Source organism: Bacillus cereus group sp. BfR-BA-01381, assembly GCF_022663555.1.
Classification (GTDB): Bacteria; Bacillota; Bacilli; order Bacillales; family Bacillaceae_G; genus Bacillus_A; species Bacillus_A pacificus.
In genome coordinates, this window is sequence record NZ_JAKUFR010000135.1 from 1 (window position 1) to 8568 (window position 8568).

Sequence of the window (8568 nt, forward strand, 5' to 3'; positions counted from 1 at the left end):
GATGGCAGAGAGGTCACACCCGTTCCCATACCGAACACGGAAGTTAAGCTCTCTAGCGCCGATGGTAGTTGGGACCTTGTCCCTGTGAGAGTAGGACGTCGCCAAGCAACTGTAAGACGAGTCAGAATGACTCGTCTTTTTTGTATGCTTTCATGCCTCTGTTAATTGCTTGTTTAACTCCTTCTAAATAGGCAAAGCCATGCCTTTTATCGGGTTCTAAGTAAGTACCTTCTGCCCATTCATTCCACGCATTAATAAATAAAAACTCGCTGTTGTAAAGAGAATAGGTGCGCTGGATTTGCTTACTTAAATATATCGTGAACTTCTCAGGAGTAGAGCCTACGAAAATGCTGCTATTTAAATCTTTGCGGCGTGCTGTGTTATCCCAGTCAACAAAGGCACCGGGAAATGTTTTTTTCTCTGAAGGAGATCGTTTTAATATATACATCCACACTTTATCATAATCCCAAGCGTTTATTTGTTTACCAGATTCATATATTATCTTATTTATGTCGGAAGAACTATCATGAGCAATTGTATAAAAAGGCTCGAATTGAATGCTAGCATCAAATCCATTTATATTAGGAAGTGGAAAGCTGTTTAATGTTTCTGTGAAGTATATACCTTTCAAACCATTTTCTTGTGCGAGTGTATTCCAGTAGTTAAGCATTTGCTCACAATTAGGTATATGCCCAGGACGATAAATAATGAATAGTGGTTTATCATTTATACGGATATACCTCTCATCTTGGAAAGCTTGTAATAAATAATCAAAGTGTTCTTTCCAATCTGATAATTCTCCGTAATTTTGAGGCATTAATATGTGACTATCAAGACCATCCCAAGTTTTTGTCCATGGTTCATTTGCCCAAGATAGGCAAAATGGAAAATCTGGTTCGCCCATCTGAAGTACCTCATTAAATGGTCTCTCCAATAGCCTTTTCCCTTTAAACCAGTAATGGTAATAACAAAAACCATATATGCCGTGTGCTTTAGCAATTCCTGCTTGCCACTTTCTTACGGATGGGGTGGTTAAGTCGTAATAAAAATCTTGATAAGGTTCTCTAGGTTGATAATGTCCTGAAAATAAAGGTCGTGCACTTTTAGTATTTGTCCATTCAGTAAAACCTTTTCCCCACCATCGGTCATTTTCTTTTATTTGATGAAACTGTGGTAAGTAAAAAGCAATTATTTTCAAGATATATCCCCCTTATGTGCTTCGTAGTTCAAGTGGTGGGAAGTTATTTTTGATTTTTCGAATCTAGTTAAAGCATGAGAACCGTTATTTACTTACTCTGTTTATGCCTCATAATGAATTTTTTTGTACAGTTTGCTTGATATGGAAATCTTTAATGTTTTAATATATACGGCTGAGAAATAAAATAATCTTCATTATACAATGAGCGAAAGAGTTAATCTTTTTGGAGAACAAATAGAGCTTGGGGTAATCGGTTTGCATCATCAAAAAAGTCCCGCAGCTTTAAATACTTCTCATAGTGATTTTTAATATAAGTTCTAGGTATAACAGTTTCTCCGTAGAAGCTACTATTTCTAACGTCTCCAGCTCCCGTAGGGCTGTGGACAAAATTTCCGCTTTCATAATCCGAGATGGCACGATTTATATCTGGAAAAGCTTGAGATAAAGTTTTATGCCATCCTGTCTGAATTAATTCAGGGTGTTCCTTAAATTGTTGACAAAAATCGAGAAAATAGCGCGCTTGTGTTGTGGCGATGAAGATGCCACCTGGACGAAGAATTCTTGAAAATTCCTTTATCCAATTTTCTGCAGTTTCTTCGGATAAATGTGAGAATACAGAATAAGCGAATATGATGTCTAATGAATTGTCATTAATAAATTCTGCAGGAGGTTGTGGGGGAGCTATTTTATATCTGCCTCTTCCTAAAGTTTCGTTACAAAGGTTAATCATTACAGGGTCTACATCAATACCAAGCAAATTTTTATGGCGAACATCTTTAAAAAAGAAGCGTATGATTCTTCCCCATCCACAACCAAAGTCTAAAATTTTCCGTTCTTTATTCAAGGGAACGCCTAAATTATGGGCATATGTTTTTACAAGTCTATAAAACAAATATGCTTCATAAAGAGCATGTTCATAGGAAGCACCTACAAACTGTTGTTGAATTTCTTCAGGGGGGAACGTAGGTACTGGGATACCATTTATCTTTGTTTGTGAGCAACTTTGTATAAATAGATGAAGAAGTTCAACATCAGAAAGCGGGCTAACAAGGCTATCAAAATCACTTCCTAACTTAAAGTCATCCATTTGTTAACCTCCAAATTATATGGTGCCTAAAAATCATTTTCTTGTTTTCTACTAATAAAAACATGTAAAAATTCAGCATCTAAGCCTAGTGATTTATCCTTTTGTAAATAAACTAGGGTATACATATTTGCATGTGTATAAATATATTCAATCATGTCTTGGCCCCAGTCAAATGTTACTAAAGCCCCATTATCATCAATAGGATTTCCGTGATAAATTGGCTCTTCAATATACTCAATTCCATCCTCGTTGATTCTTGCCCTTTGCAAAGTTTTTGGAAGTGTGTGGTACCAAGGGACAGTAAACACATGAGCACCACCAGGCTTTAATACACGCTCTATTTCTTTAAAGGCTTTGTTTGGTTCCATTACATGTTCAAAGACATCTTGAGTAATGAACAAATCAAAAGATCCATTTTGGAAGGTCATGTTTTCTAAGTTCTCGCATCTAATCCCTTGAAAGTATTGGCCGAGAGGATAGTTTTTAAAGTATTGAGAGTATGTATAGTTTTTGCAGTTTTTTATTAGTAGTTGAGTTGTAATCCCTCCAGGAGAGGATTCGTGAATATGATAGGAACCCCATTTTGGAAAAAATGTATTTAAAACATGAATTAAAGCTCGTTGCCTTGGTATAGAGTGGCATGTAGAACATAAGTAGTGATCTCTAAGCCAATCGTTATGCTCTATAAATATAGCTTCCTTCTCACAAATAACGCAGTATCCATTATTGTGCTTTAAATTACCTTCCACATGACATCACTCCTGTGTAAAAAATGCATATGGCACATGCGTCAATAATCAGTGAATTCAAAGAGGGTAGGTGAAATTTAGGGAATCTATAACAGTAAAATTGATAGTAGGGAATAATTAGCGGGGGAGAACCCCACTCTAATTAAAGTTTCACTTTATGCTATGCGATACATTCGTTTTTATTCATTGAAGAATGTATCAATTTAAAATATCCCTTTCGTGTACGGATACATTTCAAAGTCTTGTGCATATATTTCTGTAACTAACGCCATTGTTTCTTCATCATAAAAACTTTCGTATGTCGGAAAGCGAGGGAAGGCGACATCTGTAATGCTGAGTTCTGAATAGCTTCCTGTATACATCATTTTATGAGCGCGATGATGATCTGAATTTGTAAGTAGCGCTAAATTAGATTTAACCAAATCGTACGTATGTTCTATTTTGGTGATTTGTGTATTAAAATCTTCTAAAGGAATATAGTGTTGAATGAAGTTTTCTTCACCCGGAACGTATTGCTGACTAAAATGTATGTCCATTGCTACGGAATTGGGGCCTAATGCTCGAACGTAATATAAAAATTGTTTAAATGATATTCCTCGGTTACTATATTTGTCATTATATAAATACTGGCGGATACTTTCCCATTGAGGAATTGCATATGGATTGTCAGCAAGTAATAAAAATGAGCTGACGGCCCTTGTATAGGGATTTCGTACGAGTTTACAAACATCTTTTTCTGCTGTTAGAAGACCATTTTGTAACTCTGGTATGTAGTTGGTGTTGTTTTTATACACCCAGAATTCATAGTAATGAATAAAGTCATGGTATTTCTTTGCTTCATTAAACAATCCAATTTGAAAAAAGAACCAATTAGCTAAAGTAGTGCATCCGCTTCTGTGGCTCCAGAATAGTATAAGGGGAAAGTCTTTATGGAAATGTGGGATTCGATCTTTATGTAGAATTACATGATTTAAAAGCTCTTGATTTACATTCTTCATACATGTAGTGCTCCTTTTTGAAAGTTTTATTTATGGAGAGGGGGAAGCTTTTACTAATCCAATATATTCATAGGAATGAGTAAATATTATGAGTGTTTTTTGGGGGCAGCTTAAATAAGGTAGTGATTCTAAAGGGAAAATATAAAATAAAGATAATGAAAATTTATAAGGGGCATACAATTATAAGAGACTCAATAATAGAATTGACTAAGTTCATTTATTTATATTTCTAGGTGTGATAAGCAAAAATCTTATTACTAGAGAGGATATTATGCGGAAGAATAATTATTTAATAGTAGGTGGAAATAGTTTCATTGGTATTAACCTCGCATTAGGTTTATTGAAAAAAGGCCAAAATGTAAAAGTATTTTCCAGACATATAAATAATTTTCCTCAAAATATTATAAGTGAGGTTGAATTTATTAAAGGTGATTTAGCAAATGTTGAAGATATATATAAAGCCTTAGTTAATGTGGATATTATTATTTATTTAGCTGCAACGTCTAATGTAACAACTTCAATTGAAGATGTTTTCGGAGATATAAACAGTAGCCTTTTTTTTCTTAATTTCATGGAAAGTGCTAAAAATTTCCCTATTAAAAAAATCGTATTAGCGTCTTCTGGAGGCACAGTTTATGGTGAACCGGAATATCTACCTATTGATGAGGAACATCCATTAAAACCACTTTCTCCTTATGGAATAACAAAGGTGTCGCTTGAAAATTATTTGTACTTTTATAAGAAAAAATATGGAATGGACTATGTTGTATGTAGATATTCTAATCCGTATGGAAAATATCAAAACCCGTTAAAGAAAGTTGGAGCAATAAATTGTTTTTTGTATCAGCATCTCAGTAATGAAAAGATTAATATATATGGGAATCCACAAGAGATTATTCGAGATTATATTTATATCGATGATTTAGTGGAAGTTACTATACAACTATCGCAATTAAATCACTTGAAATTTTGTGTGTATAATATAGGTAGCGGAAAGGGTCTCTCTTTAAAACGAATTATAGTAGAATTGGAGAAATTAACGGAAAGAAAAGTGGACTTTATCTGCTATAAACAAAAGCAAGAAAACGTTCAAAAAATCATTTTAAATATAGATAGAGTAAGACGAGAATGTAATTGGGAACCGAAAGTGGATTTCAAAAGTGGAATTAGATTAAATAAGCTATGGATTGAAGAGTTCTTATATAGTAAAAAATAATAAGCCATGCCCTACTTCTGTATAAGTAGAGCGTGGTTTATTATTTTATTTCTTTTTTTATTACCCAAAGATCTTGATGTTCCCACCAAAAACCTTCAGTGTATTTTTTGATAATAGGATTATAAGGTAATAATTTAATTTTGTCACATACGTAAGAGGGGCTAACGATCGTTTGCCCGTATTGATGCACATCTAAATCGAGTTGTTCGCTAGAGGGGAGAAACCAATAACCCTTTTCATTTAAAGCGGGAAAGCCGAAGTACTTTTTACTTTGATATCCATGAGTTGTGAAAATGAGTAATCCGCCAGGGGAAACAGCATTATACAATGTCTGAAGCCAACGAAACCAAGTTGTATCAGGCATATGAGAAAAAAAGGATAGACAAAAAACGATATCGTACGTAGACGAGGCTAATTTTACTTGTTCTGGTTCAGGGTGAGATAATAGAGATGAAGTATGTAATGTGCTTTCAATAAAAGTAATAGCCTCTTCGTGTATATCACAAGTAGTTATACTTAAGTTCGTTTGCTGATTTAATAAATGACGTGTTACGCAGCCATATCCGGATGCGAATTCTAATAATTGAATTGGAGTGTCTACAAGAGGAGAAAAGGAAGTAATTAAATCTAAGAGTGTTTCTGCTGATTTTCTTCCATCTTTAAAATAATAATCTATTGCTTCTTTTTTAGATGGAAAGACTGGATTTGTGACAAGGAATTGAAAGATATGATCCTCTGGGTGGATATTTGCACTTACATTGTATTTTTGTGCAATTTGAGAAATCAAATGTTTATTTGCCTCTATAAATTCTTTCAAAGAGTAACACCCCTTAAATAATAGTAATGTCTTACAAGAGATACTGATGATAAAGAAAATATATAATTAAACCTTCAAATATGTTTCAAGGTACTTTCTATATGCATACATTTTCTTTTTTGAAATGTCGTCGATAGTAAAGGTGTCTTTAATGAAATTCTGCATTTGTACAACTTCACTGTAATGGGAATATGAATCTTCTGTTCTTGTTACGCTATTTGTATGTCGTCTATGATAGTTTAGAGGTTTTGGATTAAAATAAATGTTCCCCTCTTTAAGAAGAGAAACATAGAAAAACCAATCACCAGCTATTTTAAACTTTTCCAATTGTTTTGCTATTGTTTTTATATCTATGTTTTTAAAAACTACACTTGAGACATTAGGTATGGTGTTTTTGATAAGTAACGTATCTTGTATTTCATCTATCCCTTTTCGGACATAAGAACTCTGCCATTTTTCCTTATCAATATCATTTGTGTAATCCAAATAATGATTGGCCAAGATATTTCCTTGTTCATCTATTTGTTTTGATTGTGTGTAGCTTAAGGTAACATCACTATCTATATGAAACCCTTGTATTACTTCTTCTAAAAATGTCTGATCACATAAGTCATCAGCCTCAGCAATCCAAATATAATCACCGGTTGCTGCAGAGACACCTTTTATCCATTGTTTAAATACAGAACCAGAGTTTTTATCATTAATAATCTGCTGAACTTTCAGGTGGTGTTTATTTTCGTTCGAGAGCAGCTTTTCAAATATAGATACGCTATTGTCAGTAGAGGCATCGTCTAGGAAAATTAGTTCGTAAAGGGGATAGGTTTGGTTTAATATGGATTTAACTCGTTCCGGTAAGTATTTTTCGTAATTATAGTTCGGTACAATGACGCTTATTTTTTTATAATTATGCTCAAGCAAGTTTAATAATTGATAAACGTAATCAAGAAAGTTGAAATCTCTTTCAATAAGTTCTTGGCCAAAGGTCCCTTTTTGTAATCGTAAATCCTCATTCCCGATAAGTTCATATATTCTTTCCAGCATCATAGGTAAGTTTAAATAGTCTACTAATGCGCCGGTTTGTTCCGTAACAACATCTTGAAAACCTCCAGCGTTTTTGAAACCTATAACAGGGACTTTGGTATCTAATGCTTCTAAAACTACGTTTGGGAAAGGGTCTTCTCTTGAAGTTAATAAATATAAATCAGCACCGGCGTTATATAAACCGATATCTGGAGTGGGGTCCACTAATGTGAAATGTGCTGTATATCTTGGGGATATTGTATTTAAAAAATGAACATCTGTTTTCCCAACCCAGATAAAATGAATATTCGTATGTACCTTTCTTACTGAGTAAGCAATAAGTGAGAATAAATCTATTCCTTTTCGATGATCAGCGAAACCTACCCCCAAAATGATTTTGCTATCGAGAGGCAGGTTGTGTTTTTTTCGTAATTCGTTTCTCGCTTTTGCAATATTGTTCTTATAAGGATTGTGGTTAAACAAACCTTGAGGGAGGATGTGGCATTTTTGACGATCTAATTGGGTGATTGTACGGAATTTTTCATACACGTATTGTGAAGGGAAGACAATTTTGTGAGCAGATTGGGCAATGTTTCTTGCTTTTTCCTCAGCAGAGTACTGTTGTATTAAATGCGGCAATTCATGTATTAATGAAATAACTTTAATATTATGTTTAGCTAGTAATGCAACTATATCACCACTTATGACGGTACTACATATGGCGATGGTATAGTCTTTTAATAATAACTTCTTTATTAATAATTCGACTTTTTCTTCCGTTGGGTAGTTTTCCTCTAGGCAATAAACAGGACCATACTTTTGAAAATCTTGGATTAAAATGCCCGTTCCAATAGAAATAATTGCGACGGAGTAATGAAAGTTTTCTTTAAGAGCTTTAATAGTATGTAAAGAAAGCAGTTGTGCTCCGTGGAAATGGGCATCATGGGATACATAAATGATTTTCTTATTAACATGCATTTCATAACGCCTCCTAAGTTAATTAGATTTTTAGTAAAGGTATGGTGTATTTATAATTCCTAGAGAGAAGTGGTATGAGAAATTGTGAATGTAATCGAAATAAAAAAGCTACTTTTAATATATATTTGTTTGGCTTGATATTCATTCTTTAGAAAGTAGAAACTGTCGATTATAAAAGTGACTGCACTAGTTTATTAATCTTTAGGGAAGGAGCATAAAAAAACTTTATAATTTATAAAATAAAAAGGATGAAAAGTATTGACGATTAGAGTATAGAGGTGTAGTATAGAACAAGTCGCCGATGACAACAACATCGAAAGCGACAAACGAAATAAAAAACTTAGTTGACATTGAAAGATGAAAATGTTAACATAAGGAAGTCGCAAATGAGCGACTAAGTAGTTCTTTGAAAACTGAACGAAACAAACAACGTGAAACGTCAATTTTTATTTTAGATGCTAGACAAACTAACTTTATTGGAGAGTTTGATCCTGGCTCAGGATGA

Annotated in this window: 7 protein-coding genes and 1 rRNA gene; 2 read left to right on the forward strand and 6 right to left on the reverse strand. The window is 33.7% G+C overall.

Features of this window, described 5'->3' with window-relative positions:
• Positions 1–107 (forward strand): 5S ribosomal RNA (rrf, locus tag MR079_RS26550); the annotation flags it as partial.
• A gap of 14 nt (positions 108–121) precedes the next feature.
• Here the strand turns inward: rrf and MR079_RS26555 are convergent.
• From MR079_RS26555 to MR079_RS26570, 4 genes are all read right to left on the reverse strand, one after another.
• Entirely contained in the window at positions 122–1198 is a 1077-nt protein-coding gene (locus MR079_RS26555; protein WP_139869849.1) for a glycosyltransferase WbsX family protein, read from the reverse strand.
• Between the two features lie 214 nt (positions 1199–1412).
• Positions 1413–2285, reverse strand: a complete 873-nt coding sequence (locus tag MR079_RS26560) for a class I SAM-dependent methyltransferase (RefSeq protein WP_242294936.1) — start codon at positions 2283–2285, stop codon at positions 1413–1415.
• A 26-nt stretch (positions 2286–2311) separates the two neighbouring features.
• Entirely contained in the window at positions 2312–3034 is a 723-nt protein-coding gene (locus MR079_RS26565) for a class I SAM-dependent methyltransferase (RefSeq protein WP_242294937.1), read from the reverse strand.
• Positions 3035–3237: 203 nt separating this feature from the next.
• Positions 3238–4032, reverse strand: a complete 795-nt coding sequence (locus tag MR079_RS26570) for a sulfotransferase family 2 domain-containing protein (protein ID WP_139869846.1) — start codon at positions 4030–4032, stop codon at positions 3238–3240.
• A 271-nt stretch (positions 4033–4303) separates the two neighbouring features.
• On the opposite strand from MR079_RS26570, the gene MR079_RS26575 reads away from it, so the two are divergent.
• Positions 4304–5248: an NAD-dependent epimerase/dehydratase family protein gene (locus MR079_RS26575; protein WP_001230823.1), complete on the forward strand. Its 945-nt coding sequence runs from the start codon at positions 4304–4306 to the stop codon at positions 5246–5248.
• Between the two features lie 40 nt (positions 5249–5288).
• Here the strand turns inward: MR079_RS26575 and MR079_RS26580 are convergent, their stop codons facing one another.
• The gene (locus tag MR079_RS26580) at positions 5289–6065 is read right to left on the reverse strand and encodes a class I SAM-dependent methyltransferase (protein ID WP_139869844.1); all 777 of its coding nucleotides are present in this window, start codon (positions 6063–6065) and stop codon (positions 5289–5291) included.
• Positions 6066–6131: 66 nt separating this feature from the next.
• Positions 6132–8063, reverse strand: a complete 1932-nt coding sequence (locus tag MR079_RS26585; protein WP_242294938.1) for a glycosyltransferase — start codon at positions 8061–8063, stop codon at positions 6132–6134.
• Positions 8064–8568 lie beyond the last annotated feature (505 nt).